Genomic DNA, 24,291 nt, shown 5'->3' with positions numbered 1-24,291 from the left:
GATATAGGAAACGATATTAAAGGAGATTGTAGTATGCTAAAGGTCAATACCAACTTCGTGAAGCTACCACCGAGTTACCTCTTTGTAGATATTGCAAAGAGAGTCAATGAATTTGTAAAGAATAACCCCGACCGTCCCATCATTCGTTTGGGCATTGGCGACGTTACACTTCCGCTGCCACAGGCAGTGGTAGATGCAATGAAGAACGCCGCCGACGAAATGGGCAAAATGGAAAGCTTCCGCGGTTATGGCCCGGAGTGCGGCTACGAGTTCCTTCGCAAGGTTATCGCAGAGAATGATTTCATCAAGCGCGGTGTTAATATAGACATCGACGAGATTTTCGTCAGTGATGGTGCCAAGTGCGACACCGGCAACATTGGCGATATTTTTGGGCAGGACAACGTAGTCGCTGTTTGTGACCCTGTATACCCTGTATATGTGGATACAAACGTAATGGCTGGCCGTGCCGGTGAATATGTAGAGGGTAAGGGCTGGAGCCGTATTGTGTACATGCCCTGTGTAAAAGAAAAGAACTTTCTGCCGGAGCTGCCCAAAGAGCCGGTTGATTTGATTTACCTGTGCTTCCCGAATAACCCCTCCGGTGTGGGCATCAGCAAGGAAGAACTCAAAAAGTGGGTGGATTACGCCAACGAGAACAAGTCGCTCATCCTCTTTGACGCCGCCTATGAGGCGTTTATCACTACTCCGAATGTACCTCACAGCATCTACGAGATTGAAGGTGCAAGAACCTGTGCCATCGAATTCCGCAGCTTCTCTAAAACCGCTGGCTTTACCGGCACCCGTTGTGCATTTACCGTAGTGCCCAAGGAGCTTGAGTTTGACGGAGCATCCCTCAATCGCTTGTGGAGCCGCCGTCAGTCTACCAAAATGAACGGTGTACCCTATGTGATTCAGCGTGCGGCAGAGGCTGTGTATTCCGAAGAGGGTGCCAAGCAGATTCGTGAGAATATTGCGTATTACCAGAATAACGCAACGATTATTCGCGATGGCCTTGCCTCCGCTGGTTTTGAAGTGTACGGTGGGGTAGATTCCCCTTATATTTGGCTCAAAACTCCCGGTGGGCTTACCTCTTGGGAATTCTTTGATTTACTGCTGGAAAAAACCGGCGTAGTTGGCACTCCGGGTTCCGGCTTTGGCCTGAATGGCGAGGGGTACTTCCGCCTTACCTCCTTTAATACAAAAGAAAACACGGAAAAGGCTGTGGCAAGAATCATTGAGTCCTTCAAAGCCTAACCGTTACAAACCATGATACAGCGGCCCTGCCGCCGAGAATGCTCCAGCTCTGGCTGCATGTAGGCCGAAGAGGAGCTCGGCAGCAGGGCCTACCGGCGGGGATACCGCCAAATAGATACCGGGACCTTTCCCCGTGCTGTGGCAAGTCGCGCACTGCCACAGTGACCGTAAAATAGCGGCGCGAAGAAATGGTGGTTTTAGCGTGAAAGCAATTTTGATGTTGGAAAACGGAATGACCTTTGAGGGTCAGGGCTTTGGTGAGCCGCGCGATGTCTTGTGTGAGATTGTATTCAACAGCGCGATGTGCGGGTATACCGAACTTCTCACAGACCCTAGCTATGCAGGCCAGGGCGTGGTAATGACTTACCCCATGATTGGTAACTATGGAATCTGTTATGAGGATGCGGAGGCCGAGCGCCCTTGGGTAGAGGCGTTTATCGTTCACTCTGTATCGGGAATCGCAAGCAATTTCCGCTGCGATATTGACCTTGACGGATACCTGAAAAATAACCGGATACCCGGAATCAGCGGTATCGACACCCGCGCGCTTACCCGCTGCCTGCGGGAGAGCGGCACCATGCGCGGAATGATCTGCTTTGGCGATTCCATTGACAAAGAGGAAATGAAGCGCAGTATTGCGGCTCATTGTGTGCCGAACGGCGTTTCGCTGGTAAGCACCAAAGAGCAATGCGATTACGGCAATGGTTCTGTAAAAGTGGCACTGCTCGATTATGGCACTAAGCAGAATATCATTCGTTCTCTTACCCGCCGCGGCTGCACGGTTCGCCGCTTCCCGAACACGGCTTCGTTTGAGGAAATTAAGGCGTGGAACCCGGATGGCATCATGCTCTCCAACGGCCCGGGCGACCCCCAGGCATGCGTAAAAGAGGTAGCGGAATTAAAGCGTGTTTACGACAGCGGGATTCCCACCTTTGCGATTTGCATGGGTCACCAGCTTATGGCGCTCGCGCAGGGAGCAAATACGTACAAGCTCAAGTATGGTCACCGTGGAATTAACCACCCGGTAAAAGAGCTGAAAACCAACCGCGTGTACATCACCTCGCAGAACCACGGCTATGTGGTAGATGCAGGCAGCATTAACCCCTCTATTGCAGAGGTAAGCTATGTGAGCATGAACGACCAGAGCGTGGAGGGCCTTGATTATAAGAATGGCCGCGTGTTCTCGGTGCAGTTCCACCCAGAGGCATGCTCCGGTCCGCTCGATACAGGCTTTTTGTTTGACCGCTTTATGGATTTGATGGGAGGGGGCCGCATATGAGTAAAAATGAAAGCATCCGGAAGGTATTGATTATTGGCTCTGGCCCAATTGTTATTGGACAGGCCGCAGAGTTCGACTATGCAGGCACACAGGCTTGCCGTGCACTGCGCGAAGAAGGGGTAGAGGTAATCCTTGTTAACTCCAACCCGGCTACGATTATGACTGACGGCGAAATTGCCGATAAGGTTTACATTGAACCACTTACCATTGATACCCTCAAAAAGGTTATCTTAAAAGAACAGCCTGACAGTGTTCTGCCGACCCTTGGCGGACAGAATGCGCTGAACCTTGCGGTAGAGCTGGAAGAAACGGGCTTTTTAACCGAGCATAACGTTCGCATGATTGGTACAAATGCTGACACCATTCGTATGGCAGAGGATCGCGAGCTGTTCAAAGAGGCTATGGCACGCATTCAGCAGCCCTGCGCCGAAAGTGAAATTGCAGAAACGGTTGAAGACAGTATTCTCATTGCGAAGCGCATTGGTTACCCGGTTGTTGTGCGCCCGGCGTACACACTGGGCGGCAGTGGCGGCGGTATTGCCTACACAGAGGAGCAGCTTCACGCCATTGCTTCTATGGGTCTGCACCGCAGCCGTGTGAATCAGGTTCTCATTGAGCGCTGTATTTCTGGCTGGAAAGAAATTGAGTATGAGGTAATCCGTGACGGCAACGGCAACTGCATCACCGTTTGTAATATGGAAAACTTTGACCCGGTTGGCGTTCACACTGGCGACTCCATTGTCGTTGCGCCCTGCCAGACTTTGGCGGATAAAGAAATTCAGATGCTGCGCAGCGCCTCCATTGCGATTATCAATGAGCTAAAGGTCGAGGGCGGCTGCAACGTGCAGTTTGCGCTGAATGCGGAAAGCTTTGAATACTGCGTTATTGAAGTGAATCCCCGTGTAAGCCGTTCGTCTGCACTGGCTTCCAAAGCAACGGGTTATCCCATTGCAAAAGTCGCTTCGAAAATTGCACTGGGCTATACGCTCGACGAAATTCAGAACGCGATTACAAAGAAAACATACGCTTGCTTTGAACCGACGCTCGACTACTGCGTTGTGAAAATCCCCAAGTGGCCGTTTGATAAATTTGTTCATGCGCGCCGCAGCCTTGGCACCCAGATGAAAGCAACCGGTGAGGTTATGGGAATTGCCCCCACCTTTGAGGCGGCTCTCATGAAGGCAATCCGCTGCCTAGAGCAGAACATGTATGATTTAACCGATGCCGAGCTCGACGGTCTTTCGGATCTGGATGTTTCGGAACGCATTCACGCGGTGGATGATCGTCGCCTGTTTGCAGTAGCCGAAGCCCTGCGCCGTGGTTTTGCAATGGAGAAAATCCACAGCGTAACCAAAATTGACCGTTGGTTCCTGCAAAAGCTTCAGTCCATTATTGCGGTGGAGAAGCGCCTTGTAAACGAGCCGATGAGCAAAGAATTGCTCCTGAAAGCGAAGTCGTTCGGTTTTCTGGATGAAACAGTCGCGAAGTTCTCCGGCATCAGTATGGAAGAGATTCGCGAGCTGAAAACAAAGTGGGGTATTCGACCCGTTTATAAGATGGTTGATACCTGTGCCGCAGAGTTTGAGGCGGAAACACCCTACTATTACTCCAGCTACGGCGATGAAAATGAAGCACACCCCCAAAGCAAGCGTAAGAAAATTATGGTTATCGGTTCTGGCCCCATCCGAATTGGTCAGGGCATTGAATTTGACTTCTGCTCGGTTCACAGCGTTTGGGCGCTCAAAAAGCTTGGCTTTGAAACCATTATTGTGAACAATAATCCCGAGACAGTGAGCACAGATTTCGATATAGCCGATAAACTGTACTTTGAACCCTTGACTCCGGAGGACGTTTGGCATATTGTAGAACTGGAAAAGCCCGACGGAGCCGTGGTTCAGTTCGGTGGCCAAACTGCCATTAAGCTGGCAGGTGCCATTGAAAAAATGGGCGTTCCTCTGCTTGGTACCAGTTTTGACAGTATCGATGAAGCAGAAGACCGTGAGCGGTTTGATGCCATCCTAGCCAAATGCGGTATTCCGCACGCCGCAGGACGCATGGTATTTACCTGTGACGAAGCGTTAAAAGCGGCTCACGAGCTTGGCTACCCCGTATTGGTTCGCCCCTCTTATGTGCTGGGCGGGCAGGGTATGGATATTGCTTATAACGATAACGACATCCGCGAGCAGATTGCGATTATTAATACCATTACGCAAGAGCATCCCATTTTGGTGGACAAGTACCTCATGGGTGTGGAAGTGGAAGTGGATGCAGTTTGCGACGGTGTAGATTCTCTCATTCCAGGCATTATGCAGCATGTTGAGCGTGCGGGCGTTCACTCGGGAGACAGCATTTCCGTTTACCCGGCACAGAGCCTTTCGAAGAAGGTGGAAGACACCATTGTGGATTACACCAGAAAGCTGGCACTTGCACTGCGGGTAAAGGGCCTTCTCAATATCCAGTTTATTGTAAAAGATGAGCAGGTCTATATCATAGAGGCAAACCCCCGTTCCTCCAGAACGGTACCGTATATCAGCAAAATTACCGATATCCCGATTGTTCACCTTGCGGTTCGCAGCTTCTTCGGCGAAACCCTTCCGCAGATGGGTTACCAGTATGGCTTACAGCCAAACAAATCGCTCATTGCCATCAAAATGCCGGTGTTCTCGTTTGAAAAGCTCTATGGAGCTGATGTAAACCTTGGGCCGGAGATGAAATCGACCGGCGAAGTTCTCGGTATTGCAAGAAGCTTTGAAGAAGCTATGATTAAAGCGTTCCAGGGAGCGGGTATGCACCTTCTCACCAACGGCAATGTAATTATTACCGTGAAAGATCAGGACAAGGAAGAGGTTCTTCCTCTTGCAAAGGGACTGCGTGACCTTGGCTGGAGCATTTATTCCACGGAGGGAACCTCTAAGTATTTGGAAGAGAACGGCGTTCCGAACACCCGCCTCAATAAGGTAGGCGGTGAATCTCCCGATATTCTCGATGTCATCCTTTCCGGCACCATCGATTTGGTTATCAATACGCCCTCCAAGGGCGCCGAGCACCGCCGCGACGGCTTCTTCATTCGCCGTAACACGGTTGAGGCTGGTATTCCGTGCCTTACCTCGCTCGATACAGCCAATGCCTTCCTGCGCTGCGTGCAGCATGTGGAGAGCACCAATCTTTCTGTGGTTGATATTACCAAAGTGTCATCCTTCCTGGTTTTCTTATAAAAGAAAGCCTTAGTCGTTTTAAGTCTCTCTCAGCCGCCGGCAGCAATTTGCTGCCGAGCCCGGCGTGAGATTCTAATAAAATCCCCGCGGCGCCTGCCAGCGGATCTGTCTTAAACGAATGTGTGTAAGTTTAATAAAAGCTTACAGATGGAAACAAGAACAGGGGGAAAAGAATCATGCAAAAAGGAAAATTACTCTACGAGGGAAAAGCAAAAAAGGTGTACACCACGGAGGATCCCAATTTATACATTGTGGATTATAAAGACGATGCTACCGCATTCAACGGCCTGAAAAAGGGAACCATAGTGGGCAAGGGTGTTGTAAACAACCGTATGTCGAACTTTATGTTCCAAATGCTGGAGAAGAATGGCATCCCCACTCATTTTGTAGAAGAGCTCAGCGACCGTGAAACGGTTGTAAAAAAAGTAGAGATTGTTCCGCTTGAGGTAATTGCCCGCAATAAAGCCGCCGGCAGTCTTGCCAAGCGCCTTGGTTTGGAAGAGGGAACTCCCATGCGCACTCCAGTGCTGGAGTTCTGCTATAAAAACGATGACCTTGGCGATCCCATGGTGAATGAATACCACATTCTCGCCGCAGACTTTGCAACAAAGGAAGAGGTAGACACCATCAGCCAAATGGCGCTGCGCATCAATGAGCTGATGTGCGAGTTCTTCCGTTCCGTGAATATTGAACTCATCGACTTTAAGCTTGAGTTCGGCCGCTGCGACGGCAAAATTATTCTTGCGGATGAAATTTCCCCCGATACATGCCGCTTCTGGGATATCAATACTCATGAAAAGCTCGACAAAGACCGCTTCCGCCGCGATTTGGGCGGTGTGGAAGAGGCTTATGCCGAAGTGATGAAGCGTATTGGCCTGTAATGCAAATACAACTGCTTTTATCAGCGGTTTACAGTAAAAAGGACGGTTTCTCTCTCTGCCCAAAGCAGGGAGGGAAACCAACCGTCTTTTTAAGGTGGGTTCTAAAAATACCCCTGCAAAGACTAATGAGGAGTGAATTCGTTGACGAATTTTGAAGATACCTCCTGGAAGCCGCACGAGGAATGCGGCGTATTCGGGATTTACAGCAAAGACGGAAAAGAGATTCCGCCTGCTTATGCCTGCTATAACGGCCTTTTGGCTTTGCAGCACCGCGGGCAAGAGAGCTGCGGCATCGCAGTGAACAACTGCGGTGTGATTTCTTACTCCAAAGACATGGGGCTGGTGTCCGAAGTGTTCAGCGATTCTGTTCTGAATCGTCTGGGCGGGCAAATTGCGCTCTCCCATGTGCGTTACTCCACTTCAGGAGACAGTGTGCGTGAAAATGCTCAGCCGCTTGTCATGCGCTATATTAAGGGTACACTGGCCATTGCCCATAACGGCAATTTGACCAATGCTCATGAGCTGCGCCGTGAACTGGAGAAGAACGGCTGCATTTTTCAAACCACCATCGATTCTGAGGTCATCGCATACATGATTGCCCGGGAGCGTGTGGGTGCGGTCTCCATTGAGGAGGCCGTGTTCCGTGCCATGCAGAAGGTGGAAGGCTCGTTCTCTCTGCTTGTCATGAGCCCACAAAAGCTGATTGCCGTGCGTGACCCCAATGGCTTCCGCCCGCTTTGTATGGGCAAAATCGGCGAAGATATTGTATTTGCTTCGGAAAGCTGTGCGCTTGACGCCGTGGGTGCGGAATTTGTGCGCGATGTAGAACCGGGCGAGCTGATTGCCGCAGGCCCCAGTGGGCTAAAATACCATTACAATAAAAAACCGGCAAACCGTTCTTTGTGTGTATTTGAGTACATTTACTTTGCCCGTACCGACAGCAAGATTGATGGCCTCGGTGTTTACGAGTCTCGCAAAGAGGCTGGCCGTTTGTTGGCTCGCCAAAGCCCGGTAGAAGCTGATGTGGTGATTGGTGTGCCGGAATCCGGCATTGATGCTGCCATTGGGTACAGCGAGGAATCCGGAATCCCTTACCAAAAGGGAATTGTGAAGAACTCGTATATTGGCCGTACCTTTATTAAGCCCACGCAATTGGAGCGCGAGCGAAGTGTAAGAATTAAGCTCAACGCTCTAGAAAGTGAGGTTCGCGGCAAACGGGTGGTGTTACTGGATGATTCCATTGTGCGCGGTACCACGAGCGGGCGAATTGTCTCCATGCTCAAAGATGCCGGTGCAAAAGAGGTTCACCTTCGCATTAGCTCTCCGCCCTTTTTGTGGCCTTGCTATTATGGAACCGATATTCCGACCAGAGATGATTTGATTGCCGTTAAGCATACCGTTGAGGAAATCGCTCAGATGAACTATGCGGACTCCCTCGCGTTTTTGTCGCTCGAAAACCTGCCCCACATGTTAAAAGGCAAGTGTTCGGGCTATTGCGATGCCTGCTTCTCCGGCAAATATCCAACTGAAATTCCGCAAGAGATAATTGACCACAGACCGCAAAGCTACTGCACCCCGATTCAGCGCTTATAATAACATCTCTTTCAAGACAAGGCACCGAAGTAAAGCGGTGTTAAATCAATGTTTTGTACAAAGGGATTGCTTTTAGATACGATTGGAAAAACGCTTGGAGGTTTCAGCATTGAGAAATACGTACGAATCCCCTCTTTCGGCACGGTATGCCAGCGCCGAGATGAAGTTTTTATTTTCGCCGGATAAGAAGTTCCAAACCTGGCGCCGCCTTTGGATTGCACTGGCGGAATCCGAAATGGAGCTAGGTCTCCCTGTTACACAGGAGCAAATTGACGAGCTGCGCCGCTTTGCAGATGACATTAACTACGATGTTGCCGCAGCACGGGAGAAAATTGTGCGCCACGATGTTATGGCTCATGTTTTTGCCTATGGTGAGCAGTGCCCGAAAGCCCGCCCGATTATCCACTTGGGGGCTACCTCCTGCTATGTGGGAGATAATACCGATGTGATTGTAATGACGGAGGCGCTGCGCCTACTGAGAGACAAGCTTGTTGGGGTCATTCGTATTCTGTCGCATTTCGCAATGGAATATAAAGACCTGCCCACCTTGGCATTTACACATTATCAGCCCGCCCAGCCTACCACCGTGGGCAAGCGTGCCACACTTTGGATTCAGGATTTGTTAATGGATTTGGAAGATGTGGAATACCAGCTGAGCAAAGCAAAGCTTCTTGGCTCCAAGGGCACAACCGGTACACAAGCCAGCTTTTTAGAGCTGTTTGACGGTGATTATGAAAAGGTAAAGGCACTGGATCGCAAAATTGCGGAAAAGATGGGCTATGCCTCTTGCTTCCCGGTTTCTGGTCAAACGTATTCGAGAAAGCTGGATAGTCAGATTCTCTCGATCTTGAGCGGAATCGCCCAGAGCGCCACGAAGTTCTCAAACGACATTCGCCTGCTGCAGCACATGAAAGAAATTGAGGAGCCTTTCGAGAAGGGGCAAATCGGTTCTTCTGCAATGGCATATAAGAGAAACCCGATGCGCAGTGAGCGCATTGCCTCTTTGGCGCGCTATGTAATTGTAGACAGCCTGAACCCTGCCATTACCACGGCTACCCAGTGGTTTGAGCGTACACTCGACGATTCCGCAAACAAACGTCTCAGCGTGCCGGAGGCATTCTTGGCAGTGGATGGAATACTCGATTTGTACAGCAATGTGGCAGATGGCCTTGTGGTTTACCCCAAGGTAATCGAGCAGCATTTGCTGCGCGAGTTGCCCTTTATGGCAACCGAGAACATTATGATGGACGCCGTAAAGCGCGGTGCAGACCGCCAGCAGCTGCATGAGCAGATTCGTGTGCATTCCATGGAGGCAGCAAAGGTTATAAAGGAGCAGGGTGGCGAAAACGATTTGTTAGACCGTATTGCCGCAGACCCCGCCTTTGGCGTAACACGTGAGGAATTGTCCGGCCTTGTAGACCCGTCACAATACACTGGCTGCGCCGGTGTACAGACGGAAGAGTTTATTGGTGGAGTCGTAAATTCGCTGTTAAAGGAATATGATTCCATTAAACTCAAAAAAGCAGAAATCAATTTGTAAACAAAACGTAAAATTCGCAGGCATTTGAAAGAAAATCATAGGCTTTTTAGGTGTTTTGTGGTATGATAGAAGCAAAGCGTTTTGAGCGCGATTGGAACAAATGCCAAAATGAGTGCGTATGTGCCTTTGGGTAATTTGAGTCCAATTGGTTTGCTGCCGAATGAAAAGCCGCTGGCAGCGGAAAAATTTGCTGGTGCGGCACCGGCGGAGAGTGAGCAGTTCTAATGGTAAAAGCAATAGTAGGCGCTAACTGGGGCGATGAAGGAAAAGGGAAAATTACCGATGTTATGGCGGCACAGTCCGACATCGTAATTCGGTACCAAGGCGGTAGTAATGCGGGCCATACCATTATCAACGAATATGGAAAGTTCGCGCTGCACCAACTCCCCTCAGGCGTATTTTACGACCACACGATTAACATTATCGGCAACGGTGTTGCTCTCAGTGTGGAAAACCTCGTTAAGGAGCTGGATTCCCTGCGTCAGCGCGGTGTTCCAGAACCCAAACTGATGGTTTCAGACCGTGTGCAAATCGTAATGCCTTACCATATTGAAATGGACGCGTTGGAGGAAGCACGTCTGTCTTCCAAGTCCTTTGGTTCTACGAAATCCGGCATAGCGCCGTTTTATTCCGATAAATACGCGAAGATTGGCTTTCAGGTCAGTGAGTTGTATGACGATGAAGCACAGCTGAAAGACAAGATTCAAAGAGTTTTAGATGTAAAGAATGCACTGTATGTGCACTTGTACCACAAAGAGCCCCTTACGGTGGAATCCGTTTACGAAAAGCTGATGGAATACCGCCAGATGATTGAGCCGTATGTGGCAGACACCTTTACACTCCTGCATCAGGCAGTGAAAGATGGCAAGACCATTTTGCTCGAAGGCCAGCTTGGCGCTCTAAAAGACCCCGATTTTGGTATTTACCCCATGGTTACCTCTTCCTCTACCTTGGCTGGCTACGGTGCAGTTGGCGCCGGTGTTCCTCCCTATGAGATTAAAGAGATTATCTCTGTGGTAAAAGCATATTCCAGCGCCGTAGGTGCAGGTGAGTTTGTAAGTGAAATCTTTGGTGATGAAGCCGATGAGCTGCGCCGCCGCGGTGGTGATGGCGGCGAGTTTGGCGCCACAACAGGTCGCCCCCGCAGAATGGGCTGGCTCGATTTGGTGGCATCCCGCTATGGCTGTGCGGCACAGGGCGCTACCAGTGTTGCACTGACCGTTATTGATGTACTCGGCTATCTCAAAGAGATTCCCGTTTGTGTGGCATATGAGCTCGACGGCAAGCGCATTGACCATTTCCCGCCCGCCTCTCAGCTTCGCCGCTGCAAGCCGGTGCTCGAGATGATGCCCGGTTGGGAATGCGATCTTCGCGGAATTACTCGTTATGAGGATCTCCCTGAAAATGCTCGCCGCTACATTGAGTTTGCGGAAGAGCAGATTGGTGTTCCGGTGAAAATTGTATCGAACGGCCCTGCTCGTAGCGATATCATCTACCGGTAATTTATTTCGTGATTTTTTGCTTGGGAATGTAATAAAAGCGTCAACTTGAAAAAATGGTTGGCGCTTCTTCCTATTTTTAATTGCTTTCTTATTTGTGCCTAAAATTGGGCATTTTAACGCGTTCTCCACCCGGTTACAATAGGGAAGAGAACAAAACGTACTTACATTGTAATCCTATCACAGGGAAAGAAAGGTGGCATTTATCATGTGTGGAATCGTTGGATACATCGGCGGTGATCAGGCGGCGCCCATTTTGTTAAACGGTCTGGAAAAGCTGGAATACCGCGGGTATGATTCCGCAGGAATGGCAGTATATACGGGAGACGCTCTGCGTGTTGTAAAGAGCAAGGGACGCTTGCAGGTACTTAGCGATTTGGTGGATGGCGGCAAAGCCTTGCACGGCTCTGTTGGCATTGGCCATACACGCTGGGCGACCCACGGCAAACCCTCCGACGTGAACTCTCACCCACAGGTGAGCAATTCCGGTAAATTTGCGGTTGTGCATAACGGCATCATCGAAAATTACCAGGAAATTAAAGAAAAGCTCATCAAAAAGGGAATCAGCTTTGTATCGGAAACCGATACCGAAGTAGTGGCACAGCTTCTGGAATACTACTACGACGGTGATATACTCGACGCGTTTATTCGCGTAATTTCTCGTTTGCAGGGTTCCTATGCACTGGGTATTTTGTGTGTGGATGACCCCGAGAAGCTGTACGCGGTTCGCAAAGATAGCCCGCTTGTAGTTGGTCTTGGCGAGCACGAGAACTATGTTGCTTCTGACATTCCTTCCATTTTAAATCGCACCCGCGATTTTTACCGCTTGAAGGACAATGAAATTGTGGAGCTTACTCGTGAGAGTGTACGCATTTGCAACATGGAAAAAGAGCCGATTGAAAAAGAGCTGGTTCATGTGGATTGGGATCTTTCCGTTGCGGAAAAGGGCGGCTATGAGCACTTCATGTTTAAAGAAATTATGGAGCAGCCCAAGGCTCTGCGCGACACAATTTCTCCCCGCTTAAAAGACGGCCGTATTGTACTTGATAATGTGACCCTTACTGCGGAACAGCTCAAGAGCTTTAACCGCATCAGCATTGTGGCGTGCGGCTCAGCATACCATGTGGGCGTTGTTGCAAAATATGTGATTGAAAAGCTGACTCGCATTCCTGTTGAAGTGGATGTTGCTTCGGAGTTCCGTTATCGCCACCCGATTCTAGACAGCAATTCTTTGGTGATTGTCATCAGCCAGTCCGGTGAAACGGCAGATACGCTGGCTGCTCTGCGTGAGGCAAAACGCCTTGGCGCACGCGTGATTTCCATCGTAAACGTGGTAGGCAGCTCCATTGCAAATGATTCAGACGATGTACTGTATACATGGGCCGGCCCTGAAATTGCAGTTGCAACCACAAAGGCATACAGCACACAGCTTGCTGTCGTTTACCTGCTGGCGATTTATATGGCAGACCTGCTCGGTCGCATTACGCCCGAGGAGTATGCCAACTATATTCAGGAATTGCATGATTTGCCGGATAAAGTTGAAACGGCAATTGCAAACAAAGAAGATATCCAGTACTTTGCCTCCAAGCATTTCAGCGCAAAGGATATTTTCTTCATCGGCCGTAATCTGGACTATGCCATTTCTCTCGAAGGCTCGTTAAAGCTCAAAGAGATTTCGTATATCCATTCCGAGGCTTATGCCGCCGGTGAACTAAAGCACGGAACCATCTCTTTGATGGAAGAAGGCACTCTGGTTGTTGCGATTGCAACCCACCAGCAGCTTTTAGATAAAATGATGAGTAATGTCATTGAGGTTAGAAGCCGTGGTGCTGTGGTGCTCGGCCTTACAACGGAAGAAAATGCACAGGACATTGGCAAAGACGTGGATTTCTTGTTCTCTGTGCCAACTGCCTGTGAAATTATGCGGCCGTCTCTTGCGGTTATCCCGCTTCAGCTGCTTGCGTACTACGTTGCCTCTATGAAGGGCTGCGATATTGATAAACCGCGTAACCTGGCAAAATCCGTAACTGTGGAATAAGAGTGGAATAGAATAGGGGAGTTTTATGACGATACAAAACGAGGCTGTTTTAATATTAGATTTCGGCGGCCAGTATAGCCAGCTCATCGCTCGCCGTGTGCGCGACCTGAACGTATACTGCGAAATCAAATCGTACAAAACGCCAATTGAGGAGATTCAAAAGGCGGGCTATAAGGGAATTATTTTTACCGGCGGCCCCAACAGTGCCTATGCTCCCGGAGCACCCGGCTGTGATAAACAAATTTTCGAGCTTGGGATTCCGGTTTTGGGCATCTGCTATGGCGCTCAGCTTATGGCATTTAAGCTTGGCGGCAAGGTTGAGCCTTCTACGGTGAAGGAATATGGTAAAACACCGGTGGAGTTTGACCTTTCTTCTGAGCTGTTTCATGGCACGGCGCAAACCAGTGTATGCTGGATGAGCCATACCGATAAAATTGTAGAGCTGCCCGAGGGCTTTACAGCGCGTGCACACAGCAGCGCTTGCCCCGTAGCTGCAATGGATTGTGCAGAGAAGAAGTTTTATGCTGTGCAGTTCCACCCCGAGGTGGAGCATACTGAAAAGGGCAATGAGTTCCTTAAGAACTTTTTGTACCGCGTGTGCGAGTGCTCCGGTGATTGGAGAATGGACACCTTTGCCAAGGATACCATTCTCCAGATTAAGGAACGCGTTGGCGAGAAAAAGGTGCTGTGTGCGCTTTCCGGCGGTGTAGATTCCTCTGTTGCCGCTGTTCTGGTGCATAAGGCAATCGGTAAGAACTTGACCTGCATCTTTGTAGACCATGGTCTTCTGCGTAAGGATGAGGGAGATCAGGTAGAGCAGGTGTTCCGCAAGCAGTTTGACATGAATCTGATTCGTGTGAATGCACAGGATCGCTTTTTAAATCGCCTTGCGGGTGTTTCTGACCCTGAAACAAAGCGTAAAATCATTGGCGAAGAGTTTATCCGCGTCTTTGAAGAAGAAGCGAAGAAGCTTGGTCACATGGATTACCTGTGCCAAGGAACCATTTACCCGGATGTTGTAGAGAGCGGCGTTGGCGATGCGGCTGTGATTAAGAGCCACCATAACGTTGGCGGCTTGCCGGAAGATATTGGCTTTACGGGTCTTGTAGAGCCTTTGCGTGATTTGTTTAAGGATGAGGTTCGCCGTGTTGGCCTAGAAGTTGATATTCCTGAGTTTTTAGTATTCCGCCAGCCTTTCCCAGGCCCTGGCCTTGCAATTCGTGTATTGGGCGATATCACAAAGGATAAGCTCGATCTTCTGCGCGATGCCGACGCGATTTTCCGTGAGGAGATTGCCGAAGCTGGGCTCGACCGAAAGATTAATCAGTACTTTGCAGTGCTTACTGGCATTCAGAGTGTTGGCGTAATGGGCGACGGCCGTACCTACGACTTTACCATCGCACTGCGCGGTGTAACCACCACAGACTTTATGACGGCAGACTGGGCGAGAATCCCCTATGACGTTCTCGAGAAAGCCTCTAGCCGTATTATTAATGAAGTAAGCGGCGTTAACCGCATCGTTTACGACATTACCAGTAAGCCCCCGGCTACGATCGAGTGGGAATAATAAAATACAAAAAGAAGGCCACAAACCCGTAACATAGGGTTTGTGGCTTTTTGTTTTACCGAGTGGTTCTTAAATGGCTCTGACTAATGTCGGTATTCTCAATGTTTCTCTTGTTTCCTACTTTAAAAACATTTCATTTTTACTCAGAAGAGACTTTATGTACCGCGTGTTCAATTTTGCTAATTTTAAGTGCTACACTTTATACTGTCATTTTTAAAAACTGATGAGGTAAAGTATACAATGCCAGCAAGAATTCCAAAGACGATAACTTGTAATATTCTAAGATATATACTAAAAGAATTTCCATAAAGGTATTGAGAACAATAATTAAACACAATATGAAACAATACTGCAGTAATCAAATTCTTATTTCCTTTATAATACAACCATGTAATGATAATAGACATTTCAATCGTCGTCACAATAAATAGTACAAAGCCGAAACCTTCACTAAACTGAAAATGCCATATCCCCCACATTGCGCCTACTAATACACTTGATAACAGTAAACTGTATTTTTCTGAAAACAGCGGGAGTAAGTATCCTCTCCACCCGATTTCTTCTCCTATACAGCCAATCATCACAGCAATGACAAACCATATACTCCAAGTAACAGCACTATTCCCATACCTCCCAAAATTATCTTTGCTTAAAATACGATAAATAAAATCGCATACAAAAACCATGAGTAATGGGATAATGACCGATAAGCCTATCCAAAGCCACCCTGCCTTTTTTTGATTTAATCCTTTTATAAACACCAGCAAATCATTTTTTTTAGTAAGCATCTTAATCATAATAAGTGCAATTATTCCGGGCGCAAGTTGCATGAACGTTAGTCTACTATTCGGAAAAACAAAAATTTGAAGAAGTAAGAATAACCCAGAAAGTAATATCGTCCCTATATAAAAAGTTAATGCTTCATTTTTCCGTATTACTTGCAAGTAGTTCACCAACCTTTATTATCATTGAATTTTGTAGAATTTGGCATATCGCCAGATTCTACACTCAATACCATCGCTAATAACTATATCTTTTTAATATATTAATACCCACATTTTACAGCTTTCACTGCAGAAAAGCAAGGGAGAAGCAGGCGTTCCTTTGACACAAATCGATATTGACTGAATGACTGCTGACGGCATATTGCTATCTATTAGAAATTCCATACGTTTTGCAGGAGAGTAAACGGCTCATAATAATCAGCTTAAAAATAAAAAGCGACTTATATTTATTTCATCAGCTTATTAGAAAAGTTGTAGGTAATTCTTCGAATAGAATAGAATTGCAGAAAAAGAGCCCTCGCTGGAATAATCCAGCGGGGGCTCTTTGGGATACGTTAGCGGTTAACGGGTTGATCCATCTTATTATGCCTGGTTTTCTGAACAGCGTTAATAATTAACAATAAAATTACGGCTCCCACAGTTGCTACGACTAAGCTCCAAACGTTAAAACCAGTGAAGCCGACGCCGGTAACCATGCTAAATATAAATCCGCCTATAAAAGCACCAGCAATACCAATGCAAACGTTTGCAAATGCTCCCATTTCAGAATTTTTGCCAACGATCATACTTGCGATCCATCCTGCTAACGCACCTAATACAATCCATGTAATGATACCCATAATAAATTCATCTACTTTCTTAAATTAGATTTCTGCATTTAGAATACCCGATTGCTTATTATTTATGAATAAAAAATTTAGTAAATTTTTATTTTAAAAATAATAATTAAATTTTTATCATCCTAATCTCATTATATAATTGTATCGTTACCAATTGACACACATGTAGGTTGTGAACTATAGTAAGTTTGAGGAGAATACAAGAATACCAAAAAGAAGGATTGATGGGTAAAATGGCAGGTATTAAAGATGTAGCGGAAAGAGCCGGCGTCTCAGTAACCACTGTTTCGCGGGTGCTCAATAAACGCGGCTATATTTCAGAAGAAATGTATCGGCGAGTGAACTGCGCAATTGAGGAGTTAAACTATTACCCAAATCAAGTGGCTCGAAATTTATTTATGCAACGAACATTTATTATTGGTTTGCTTATTCCAGACGTAAGTCATCCTTTTTTTGCCCGGCTGACAAAGTGTATTGAATGCGAACTTAACAAACAGGACTACAAAATGATATTATGCAATACCATTGGAAATCCCTTAAAAGAAAAAGAGTACCTAGCAATGCTGCGGCAAAATAAGGTAGATGGTATTATTGTGTACAGTTTTGCTCAAGATACTTCCGATTATCAAAAATTAACACTTCCCATTGTTTCAATTGACCGAAAACTGGGGGAGAGAATTCCGTATGTTACCTCCAATCATCGATTAGGCGGTGAGTTAGCAGCGAAAAAATTTATAGAGAATGGGTGCAAAAACGTATTACATGTGGTGGGGATGAGCCGAGGGAAATCCGCATTGATGGAAAGACATGTCGCTTTTCGTGAAACACTAAAAAAGAGTGGGATTCGTTGCTCTAGTTTGAAAATAAAAGGGAACGAATTTTTATCGCGTGTAGAGTACGATCAAATTGTGAAAGCTGTTATTACAGCTAGCAAAAAAATAGATGGTGTATTTGCGGTAGATAGCGTTGCGGTTCGGGTGCTGCAAGAAGCTCTATTTCATGGAATTTCTGTTCCGGAAAAGTTAAAGATTATAGGCTATGACGGCTCTGAGCCCTCCGAGCTTACATACCCTAGACTCACTACCGTTTGCCAAGATTTCCATGCAATTTCCAAATCTATTGTAAACTCTCTGGTGTACCAAATTGATCATAAAGAAGGAGGAGTAACCGAATTTGTGCACAATGTAACATTAATAGAGGGTGCTACAACTCTTCTATAAAATTTATGAAGCAAATGGCACTTCCACAGAACAGCTATTCGGGATTTGCAAAATTATTGCATTATTTTATAAATGATAAGGAGCTTGCTATTTTACAGCAGGTGCCTTATCTGTGTGTAAATCTTTTTATATTTATATAAAATAATAATAAAACTAGCCCCCAACAGATTTTGTATCTGCTTTTGGGGGCTAATTTATACAGTAAAGCTTGATTTAGCTATTCGGGTATTTTGTACCCTTTTGTTTTTACGAGATGCACAATTGCATCTACAATTTCTGGGTGGTAGAGGATACCTTTGTTCTGAACCAGTTCATCTATGGCGGCATCTACACCAAGGGCAGCACGATAGGGTCTGTGGGAAATCATAGATTCAAACACGTCTGCTACCGCTAGAATTTGTGCTTCGGGCAGTATTTCGTTTCCCTTTAATCCATTGGGATACCCGCTCCCATTGTATCTTTCATGGTGTTGTAAAATAATCTCTGCTGTAACGGAAAGCAAAGGTACATCCTTAAGTATGATATACCCGATTTCAGCATGCGTTTTTATGAGCGCGTATTCAATATCGGTAAGCTTAGCGGGCTTTGCAAGCAGCTCACTAGGGATTCCTATTTTACCAATATCGTGAACCACACCCGCACGGAATACTTTTTCGCAGCTCTCCAAGCTGCAGCCGATCTCTTGCGCAATAGCCATCCCAATGGTTGCAACTCTTTTTTGGTGGCCCGCGGTATATAAGTCTTTTTGTTCAACCATATTGGCGATAGCAAGCAAGGTGCCATCAATTGCATTTTCAAGCTGCTTGGCTTTTGCCGCAAAAATATTTTGGTAATGGATGTTGTCGAGGGCAATTGTGGCGGAGTCTGCCAACACTTGCAGTACTTTTAACTGCTCAGGAGTTGCATAATGCTGTTTTGCCCAGTAGCAGCCAATTGCACCGATTGGCTCATGTGTTTTAATAGGGACTATTGCAAGGCTTTTTACAAAAGTATCTTTATATGTTTCGATGGGGACGCGAGGGTCGCTATACACATCTTCAATTATAACAGGGCAGCGGTTGAGCATAGCCCACCCGCTGATACAACTTTGGATTGGGAAGCGTTTCCCTTGCCATAGTGGAAAGATGGCATCCTCTTGTGCATAAAAGCAATCATCTTCTTCACGCAATACAAAGGTTGCACCATCCGCTTGTATTAAATCACGTACTGAATGGCGAACAAGGTTCATAACCGTATGGATATCGTGTGCTGCAGATAATTGCTGAACAACTTGCAATAGCCTTTCCATAGTTTGAATGTAGTTAGAGGTTTTGAGGGGTTCTTCTTGGTTTCGGAGTGCTTCCATAATTTCCTCCTCACTTCCCGAGTGTCTCTTATACAAGCAAATGATGTTTTGACTATCTCCAGTCAGCGAATTTGAAGGCATTGCTTTTATTATATTACTAAAACTATGTAATTTCAACAAAAAATGGAATTAAAAATGAAAAAGATTATTAATTCCTGTTTGTGTCAATTTTATTTTGTTTCTTTATTGCAATCATACAGCTTAAAGGATGGAGCCCACCACCTAATATTTTTTGCTCAGCTATGTGAAAATCATGAGAATGAATAAAGCGCTCAAACTCCTGTGCACTCCATTTCCGGTACACGGTTAGCCCTGCTTTTGAAACGAGCCAAGAGCCAAACGATTGGCGATTTTCTTCATTCCACAAGAATGTAGGGGCAAGCAGAGTCCCACCTGGTTTTAATACACGGTAAATCTCTCTCACGGCTTTTTCTGGCTCAGGCATAATATGCAGCGCGTTTGCAATGAATACCGCATGGAAGTGTTCATCCGGATAGGGCAGGCAAGTTGCATCTTGAACCTCAAAGGAGAGATGAGCAGGGGCGCTTTGCTTCTTTGCCTGTAAAATCATATTAGATGAAAAATCAGTCGCTATCCAAGTCTGCACATTAGCCGATAATGGAAAAGAAAATAGTCCGCTGCCGCAGGCAAGCTCCAAAACGTCCATATCTCTTTTCAGGTAAGGCTGGCAGAGGGAACATATATCTTGATACAAGCTTTCAGAGCCTTTCATAAAAGGTGCATAGAGCTTCGCCATTCGTTCCCAAAACCGATGGTTTGCAGTATCTTTCATATGAAACCAACCTTTCTGTCAGTACTTAAAGTATTGTTGATATGAAGTAAATTGATGAACGTTTCTTCTAGTAAACAAAGTGGAGCTTTCTAAATAATAAAAAAGCTCCACCGATTATTATGTTTTAATTGATCGAATTTAAAGAAGGCCGACAAAAGAAAAGACCATCTCCAGCTCGCAGACACGAATGCAATTCGAAGCACGGTTGCTTTTAACCATATCAAGGCAGGCGTCCCAATCCATCCATAGTACAGATTCTACCTCAGATTCCTGCAACTGAAATTGTGATTCGTCCCAAGCTCGCCATAGAATATAAATGTTACTAACCTGCTTGTCCCAAAAGCCTTGCCCGTGAAAATTTCCATGAAATTCAATATGGCGGCAGCCACAGTACTGAAGCTCCTCCGCAGTGGTGGTAATACCCAGCTCCTCCTGCAATTCCCGTAGGGCAGAGTTAATATAATCCTCCCCACAGGGAATGTGGCCGGCGCTCGAAATATCGTAGCACCCAGGGTAGGAATCTTTATTTTTACTTCTCTTTTGCAAAAGTACTTGTATCGTATTGTTTTGCTTTCGCAAAATCCAAACATGGGAGGTACGGTGGCGAATTCCATTGCGGTGCGCCAACTCTCGTTCTATGGTTTCTCCGGTAGGGACACCGTCCTCATCAACAATATCCAGTAATTCCATCGTGTTTTCACCGCCTAGATTGATTTTGTCTGCAGCATATGTGTTTGCTTGCTCTAGCAACCGTAGCTTATCGGCTCGTTTTAACTTTTTCAGGGCAGCCTCTCGCTGCATAGCCTCATGCTTTGTGGAGTACTTTTCCACCCATACCAGCTCCACCGGTCGGCGAGAGCGCGTGTATTTTGCACCGGTACCGCTGTTGTGTGCCGCAACACGACGCTTTAGGTCTGTGGTGTAGCCGCTGTACAGCGTTTCATCGGCACACCGTAGCATATAAGCGTAGAAATACGAGGCTTCTTTCTGTTCCATACGGTACTCCTCAAACAGGCTATTTTTGAGCTGCAATTTTCTCGGCTAGTTCCGTTAGGTAAAGCCAACGCTCGGTTTTTGCTTCTAATTGCGCCTCTAGCTCTGCCTTTTGGGTAATCAGAGCCTCTAACCGAACGTAATCGCTGGCCGCTTCGCGGGATTCTGCTTCGCATTCCTTTATTTTAGCTTCCAGTTCAGAAATCTCTTCCTCAATCGTATCAAATTCCCTTTGTTCTTTAAAAGAGAATTTTAGCTTCTGCTGTTTTTTTGGTGCTTCTTTCGGTGTACTCGATTCCTTTTTGGGAGCAGGCTGCAGCATTTCTTTGCGCTTTTCTTCATAGTCGCTGTAATTACCCTGGTATTCCATAAGAATTCCTCCCTCAGTAACCTCAAAGAGAGTGGTAGCAACCTTATCTAGAAAATAGCGGTCATGAGATACCGCAAGTACAGGGCCTGCAAAGGATTCCAAATAATCCTCTAAAATGGAAAGCGTTTCAATATCGAGGTCATTCGTAGGTTCATCAAGCAGCAAAATATTAGGAGCAGACATTAAAATGCTGAGAAGATAAAGGCGTCTGCGCTCACCGCCGCTGAGTCTACCAATGAGTGAGTATTGCAAATCAGGAGTAAACAAGAAGCGTTCGAGCATTTGCGACGCAGAAAAGGTGCCTTCTTCGGTTTTAACTTCATTTGAGACCTCGCAAATGAAATCGTACACTCGTTGCTTGGGGTCTAGCTCACGGTTTTCCTGCGAAAAATAACCGATTTTAACGGTCGAACCAACCTCAACAGTACCTTCATCCGGTTCAATTTGACCTGCAATCAGGTTTAGAAGAGTAGATTTTCCCGCACCGTTTCTGCCAACGATGCCAATTCGGTCATCGCGCTCCATCAGGTACGAAAAATCGTGCAGTACAGTACGGCCATCAAAGGCCTTTGTTACATGAGTCAGCTCAATAATCTTCTTACCCAAGCGGCTCGAATGGTGAGAGAGTTGAACCGTTTCGTCCGTTTCCGGCGCAGATTGGTCTTTGAGCGCCTCGTAGCGCTCAATACGGCTTCGGCTTTTTGTACTGCGTGCTTTTGCTCCACGCATAATCCACTGGTATTCTTTACGTAAAATCGACTGCCGCTTGCGTTCGCTGGCGGCATCCATTTCTTCACGCTGGGCTTTGAGCTCTAAATACTTGGAGTAGTTTGCCTCATATGTGTAGAGCTGGCTTCGAGAAAGCTCTACAATGTGGTTTACCACTCTCTCTAGAAAATAACGGTCATGGGTGACCATAATCAGGCCGCCGTTAAAGCGAACCAGCTTTTGCTCTAGCCAAGAGACCATTTCGCTGTCTAAATGGTTGGTGGGCTCGTCCAAAATAAGGATGTCTGCCGGGTGAATAAGAGCCGTAGCCAGTGCCACACGTTTTCTTTGCCCACCAGATAGCGTACCCATTTTTGCCTCAAAATCGGTAATGCCAAGGCGAGTGAGCATCGACTTTGCTTCGTATTCCTTTAGGTCGCGAAATTGAGAGGGAAATTCAGCAAAAACCTGTTCCAGTACCGTGAAGTGATCTTGAAACGGCGGATTTTGCGGCAGATACGAAAGCTGTATGTTTGGGTTGGTCGAAATAGTGCCTTCGTCGGGCGGTTCCACTCCAGCCAAAATTTTTAGTAGAGTGCTTTTCCCGGTTCCATTAATACCAATAATACCAACGCGGTTTCCTTCATTTAAATAAAGTGAAACATCCTTTAGCAGTTGTTTCATCCCATAATTTTTAGATATTTTCTCAGCGGATAGTAGCATGTAAGGCTCCTTTTCGTAAGCATTTATAAAAAGAGTGTTACCCTTCAATCGTACCGTTTTTTATATGAATAGTATAACACAGTTTTCCTCTTGTAGCTACCGTGTGATTGTGAGCAAAGCTACACTGCTATAATAAAATGCAATGAGAAAAAGGGGATAAAAAAAGAGAGCATAAGCGCTCTCTTCTGTGGTCATTTTAGTCCACCGGAGTGTAGAAAAAGGTGGTGTTATCGACAATACGACACCAATTTTGGTGCTCTAGCACATGAATAATATCACTTCGTGTAGCACCTTTCCCGAGCGCCTTGGTAATATCAGTTATACGAATCAATTTATTCGCATTTTGCTGGAAGATAACAAGAAGCTTATCCTTTAAATCCTCCATGGAAGAGGCGGATTTCACTTTGGGTGTTTTCGCAGTGGCGAGGCATTCCGGGTGCTTCTTGATATAAAGAACATACACGGCTTTGATGCGGCTTAAAAGCGAGGGGGAGATTTGAATTAGCCCCGGCAGCTCCTCAAACCGGCAGTTTATCAGGTCGCGCATGAGTTTTAGGCTATGAAGATCGCAATAACGGAGAAAGTCCGAATAGCTGTCTCCTATGTATATTTGCTTAATTTCGTCCACTCTGTTCATCCTTCCTTTTTATAGACACAAATAATAATTATACTCGGATTTTACTTCACATACAAGGCTTGACTTTTGGACTTAGCCTTAGAAATAAATAAAAGAGCCTAGTAATACAACTCTTGCGCCATAAATGAATGGATCGTTTGCGCGTCTCAAACGTTTTTATCTTAAAGCCTTTGAGTTTCAGCGAGCGGTGCGGATCGTGTATCGGTTAATAAAATGATTCTGTTGTAGCATATGAAAATTAGAATTCATACAATGATATTATTTATAACTTCTTGCTTATTAGGAGGGCGTTTATGTCTGAAAACTGTTATGAGTTCGAGCTCAAGCCGTTGCCATACGGGTATGATGCTTTGGAGCCGTATATCAATGCACAAACCATGCAGGTTCACCACGATAGGCTGGTAAAGGCTTATGTTGAAAAGCTAAATGCAGTATTAAAGGATTGCCCTAAGCTGCAAGGCTTAACGCTGGATTGTATGCTGAGAAATAAGAGCGCATTACCTCCCAGTGTACGAACGAAAATAATTGATTTTGGCGGAGGCGTATCGAACCACAATTTCTTTTTTGCGTCATTACGGCCGGGTAGAAAAGGGAATGCTCCCATAGGCGAGCTTGAAAAAGCAATCAATAAACAGTTTGGCTCGTTTGACGCATTTCAGCAAAAATTTAAAGAAAAGGCAATGGCTGTTTTTGGCTCCGGTTGGCTATGGCTTGTGAAAGATTGCAATGGGAATCTAAGCCTTTATGAAACAGCGAATCAAGATTCTCCCTTATCCGCGGGGTATTGCCCTCTGATTGTAATTGATGTGTGGGAACATGCGTATTTTTTACAGTACATTAATTTAAGGAACGAATATATCGATAACTGGTTCCATGTAATTAATTGGGATAGGGCTGAGTGCCTATATACAGGAAGCTAATCTGATAGATAGTTTAAAATGTGAATGTGCGTAACCAAATAAATATGGTCTTTCGAACGGCCGTTTCACGGTCGTTCTTTTTTATACTTATT

At 46.3% G+C, this 24,291-nt stretch carries 19 protein-coding genes; 12 read left to right on the top strand and 7 right to left on the bottom strand.

Annotated elements, in window-relative coordinates; all coding sequences use genetic code 11:
• Window positions 1-33 precede the first annotated feature (33 nt).
• The 10 genes from E7L17_RS00610 (at window position 34) to guaA (ending at window position 14,866) form a co-directional block, all read left to right on the top strand.
• Complete coding sequence (locus E7L17_RS00610) at window positions 34-1,254, top strand: LL-diaminopimelate aminotransferase (RefSeq protein WP_316321331.1); 1,221 nt, start codon at window positions 34-36, stop codon at window positions 1,252-1,254.
• Between the two features lie 202 nt (window positions 1,255-1,456).
• The gene (locus E7L17_RS00605) at window positions 1,457-2,533 is read left to right on the top strand and encodes a carbamoyl phosphate synthase small subunit (RefSeq protein ID WP_316321594.1); all 1,077 of its coding nucleotides are present in this window, start codon (window positions 1,457-1,459) and stop codon (window positions 2,531-2,533) included.
• Complete coding sequence (carB, locus tag E7L17_RS00600) at window positions 2,530-5,748, top strand: carbamoyl-phosphate synthase large subunit (protein ID WP_316321330.1); 3,219 nt, start codon at window positions 2,530-2,532, stop codon at window positions 5,746-5,748. The genes E7L17_RS00605 and carB overlap by 4 nt, the downstream gene beginning before the upstream one ends.
• Before the next feature lie 176 nt (window positions 5,749-5,924).
• On the top strand, window positions 5,925-6,629 hold the full coding sequence (gene purC / locus E7L17_RS00595; RefSeq protein WP_316321329.1) for a phosphoribosylaminoimidazolesuccinocarboxamide synthase: 705 nt from the start codon (window positions 5,925-5,927) through the stop codon (window positions 6,627-6,629).
• A gap of 141 nt (window positions 6,630-6,770) precedes the next feature.
• Window positions 6,771-8,222: an amidophosphoribosyltransferase gene (gene purF, locus E7L17_RS00590; RefSeq protein WP_316321328.1), complete on the top strand. Its 1,452-nt coding sequence runs from the start codon at window positions 6,771-6,773 to the stop codon at window positions 8,220-8,222.
• 109 nt (window positions 8,223-8,331) lie between these two features.
• Entirely contained in the window at window positions 8,332-9,762 is a 1,431-nt protein-coding gene (purB, locus tag E7L17_RS00585; RefSeq protein ID WP_316321327.1) for an adenylosuccinate lyase, read from the top strand.
• Between the two features lie 81 nt (window positions 9,763-9,843).
• The gene (locus E7L17_RS00580; protein ID WP_316321326.1) at window positions 9,844-9,987 is read left to right on the top strand and encodes a hypothetical protein; all 144 of its coding nucleotides are present in this window, start codon (window positions 9,844-9,846) and stop codon (window positions 9,985-9,987) included.
• Complete coding sequence (locus E7L17_RS00575) at window positions 9,987-11,264, top strand: adenylosuccinate synthase (RefSeq protein ID WP_316321325.1); 1,278 nt, start codon at window positions 9,987-9,989, stop codon at window positions 11,262-11,264. Before E7L17_RS00580 ends, E7L17_RS00575 begins: the two co-directional genes overlap by 1 nt.
• Window positions 11,265-11,469: 205 nt before the next feature.
• A complete protein-coding gene (gene glmS / locus E7L17_RS00570; protein ID WP_316321324.1) occupies window positions 11,470-13,299 on the top strand; it encodes a glutamine--fructose-6-phosphate transaminase (isomerizing) in 1,830 nt (609 codons plus the stop codon).
• A gap of 31 nt (window positions 13,300-13,330) precedes the next feature.
• Window positions 13,331-14,866 (top strand): glutamine-hydrolyzing GMP synthase, encoded by a 1,536-nt coding sequence (guaA, locus tag E7L17_RS00565; protein ID WP_316321593.1) that lies wholly within the window; start codon window positions 13,331-13,333, stop codon window positions 14,864-14,866.
• 185 nt (window positions 14,867-15,051) lie between these two features.
• On the opposite strand, the gene E7L17_RS00560 is transcribed toward guaA, so the two are convergent.
• A complete protein-coding gene (locus E7L17_RS00560; RefSeq protein ID WP_316321323.1) occupies window positions 15,052-15,810 on the bottom strand; it encodes a CPBP family intramembrane glutamic endopeptidase in 759 nt (252 codons plus the stop codon).
• A 395-nt stretch (window positions 15,811-16,205) separates the two neighbouring features.
• The gene (locus E7L17_RS00555; protein WP_316321322.1) at window positions 16,206-16,436 is read right to left on the bottom strand and encodes a GlsB/YeaQ/YmgE family stress response membrane protein; all 231 of its coding nucleotides are present in this window, start codon (window positions 16,434-16,436) and stop codon (window positions 16,206-16,208) included.
• 278 nt (window positions 16,437-16,714) lie between these two features.
• On the opposite strand from E7L17_RS00555, the gene E7L17_RS00550 reads away from it, so the two are divergent.
• A complete protein-coding gene (locus E7L17_RS00550; protein WP_316321321.1) occupies window positions 16,715-17,710 on the top strand; it encodes a LacI family DNA-binding transcriptional regulator in 996 nt (331 codons plus the stop codon).
• A gap of 217 nt (window positions 17,711-17,927) precedes the next feature.
• On the opposite strand, the gene E7L17_RS00545 is transcribed toward E7L17_RS00550, so the two are convergent.
• The 5 genes from E7L17_RS00545 to E7L17_RS00525 form a co-directional block, all read right to left on the bottom strand.
• Complete coding sequence (locus E7L17_RS00545; RefSeq protein WP_316321320.1) at window positions 17,928-19,055, bottom strand: HD domain-containing phosphohydrolase; 1,128 nt, start codon at window positions 19,053-19,055, stop codon at window positions 17,928-17,930.
• Window positions 19,056-19,203: 148 nt separating this feature from the next.
• On the bottom strand, window positions 19,204-19,848 hold the full coding sequence (locus E7L17_RS00540) for a class I SAM-dependent methyltransferase (protein ID WP_316321319.1): 645 nt from the start codon (window positions 19,846-19,848) through the stop codon (window positions 19,204-19,206).
• Between the two features lie 138 nt (window positions 19,849-19,986).
• Entirely contained in the window at window positions 19,987-20,844 is an 858-nt protein-coding gene (locus E7L17_RS00535) for a GIY-YIG nuclease family protein (protein ID WP_316321318.1), read from the bottom strand.
• Window positions 20,845-20,863: 19 nt separating this feature from the next.
• Window positions 20,864-22,642, bottom strand: coding sequence for an ABC-F family ATP-binding cassette domain-containing protein (locus tag E7L17_RS00530; RefSeq protein ID WP_316321317.1), 1,779 nt, complete (start codon window positions 22,640-22,642; stop codon window positions 20,864-20,866).
• 196 nt (window positions 22,643-22,838) lie between these two features.
• A complete protein-coding gene (locus tag E7L17_RS00525) occupies window positions 22,839-23,279 on the bottom strand; it encodes a hypothetical protein (protein WP_316321316.1) in 441 nt (146 codons plus the stop codon).
• Between the two features lie 293 nt (window positions 23,280-23,572).
• On the opposite strand from E7L17_RS00525, the gene E7L17_RS00520 reads away from it, so the two are divergent.
• A complete protein-coding gene (locus E7L17_RS00520; protein ID WP_316321315.1) occupies window positions 23,573-24,199 on the top strand; it encodes a superoxide dismutase in 627 nt (208 codons plus the stop codon).
• The last annotated feature ends 92 nt before the right edge of the window (window positions 24,200-24,291 follow it).

The sequence above is a fragment of the Clostridium sp. genome, assembly GCF_032576335.1.
GTDB lineage: Bacteria > Bacillota > Clostridia > Oscillospirales > Acutalibacteraceae > Faecalispora.
The sequence above is the reverse complement of the archived record's forward strand: the minus strand, read 5'-3'. Positions and strand labels throughout refer to the sequence as shown.

Coding starts and splice junctions, on each gene's coding strand:
- E7L17_RS00540 (WP_316321319.1), bottom strand. CDS start 19,848: ATGAAAGATACTGCAAACCATCGGTTTTGGGAACGAATGGCGAAGCTC.
- E7L17_RS00550 (WP_316321321.1), top strand. CDS start 16,715: ATGGGTAAAATGGCAGGTATTAAAGATGTAGCGGAAAGAGCCGGCGTC.
- E7L17_RS00555 (WP_316321322.1), bottom strand. CDS start 16,436: ATGATCGTTGGCAAAAATTCTGAAATGGGAGCATTTGCAAACGTTTGC.
- E7L17_RS00530 (WP_316321317.1), bottom strand. CDS start 22,642: ATGCTACTATCCGCTGAGAAAATATCTAAAAATTATGGGATGAAACAA.
- glmS (WP_316321324.1), top strand. CDS start 11,470: ATGTGTGGAATCGTTGGATACATCGGCGGTGATCAGGCGGCGCCCATT.
- E7L17_RS00535 (WP_316321318.1), bottom strand. CDS start 20,844: ATGGAACAGAAAGAAGCCTCGTATTTCTACGCTTATATGCTACGGTGT.
- E7L17_RS00520 (WP_316321315.1), top strand. CDS start 23,573: ATGTCTGAAAACTGTTATGAGTTCGAGCTCAAGCCGTTGCCATACGGG.
- carB (WP_316321330.1), top strand. CDS start 2,530: ATGAGTAAAAATGAAAGCATCCGGAAGGTATTGATTATTGGCTCTGGC.
- E7L17_RS00525 (WP_316321316.1), bottom strand. CDS start 23,279: ATGAACAGAGTGGACGAAATTAAGCAAATATACATAGGAGACAGCTAT.
- purC (WP_316321329.1), top strand. CDS start 5,925: ATGCAAAAAGGAAAATTACTCTACGAGGGAAAAGCAAAAAAGGTGTAC.
- E7L17_RS00575 (WP_316321325.1), top strand. CDS start 9,987: ATGGTAAAAGCAATAGTAGGCGCTAACTGGGGCGATGAAGGAAAAGGG.
- E7L17_RS00610 (WP_316321331.1), top strand. CDS start 34: ATGCTAAAGGTCAATACCAACTTCGTGAAGCTACCACCGAGTTACCTC.
- E7L17_RS00545 (WP_316321320.1), bottom strand. CDS start 19,055: ATGGAAGCACTCCGAAACCAAGAAGAACCCCTCAAAACCTCTAACTAC.